The organism is Anaerotruncus sp. DFI.9.16 (assembly GCF_024461615.1).
GTDB lineage: Bacteria > Bacillota > Clostridia > Oscillospirales > Ruminococcaceae > Anaerotruncus > Anaerotruncus massiliensis.
In genome coordinates this window covers 1-218 of sequence record NZ_JANFZX010000184.1, presented here as the reverse complement: position 1 = coordinate 218, position 218 = coordinate 1, and the positions used below count along the sequence as shown (strand labels likewise).

The window sequence follows — 218 nt, the reverse complement described above, 5'->3', positions numbered from 1 at the left end:
GCTCCGGATGCTCTTCGTTGCCAAAGGCGTCGTACCGGTAGTTCTTCAGCAGGTTTCCCAGCGCGTCCGTCCGCTGCGCCACGTCTCCGTGCGCATTGAACAGATAGTACTGCGCCGCGCCGTCCTGCTCCCGGGCGATCAGGTTCGCGCCGCGCAGATACCTCGCCACCACATTTCCCGTCGCGCCGATCTCCGCCACGATGTTCTGCCCGTCCCAC

Annotated in this window: 1 pseudogene; it reads right to left on the bottom strand. The window is 65.1% G+C overall.

From position 1 onward, the window contains the following. Positions 1 to 218 (bottom strand): annotated as a pseudogene (locus NE609_RS17475) (RHS repeat-associated core domain-containing protein); the annotation flags it as partial.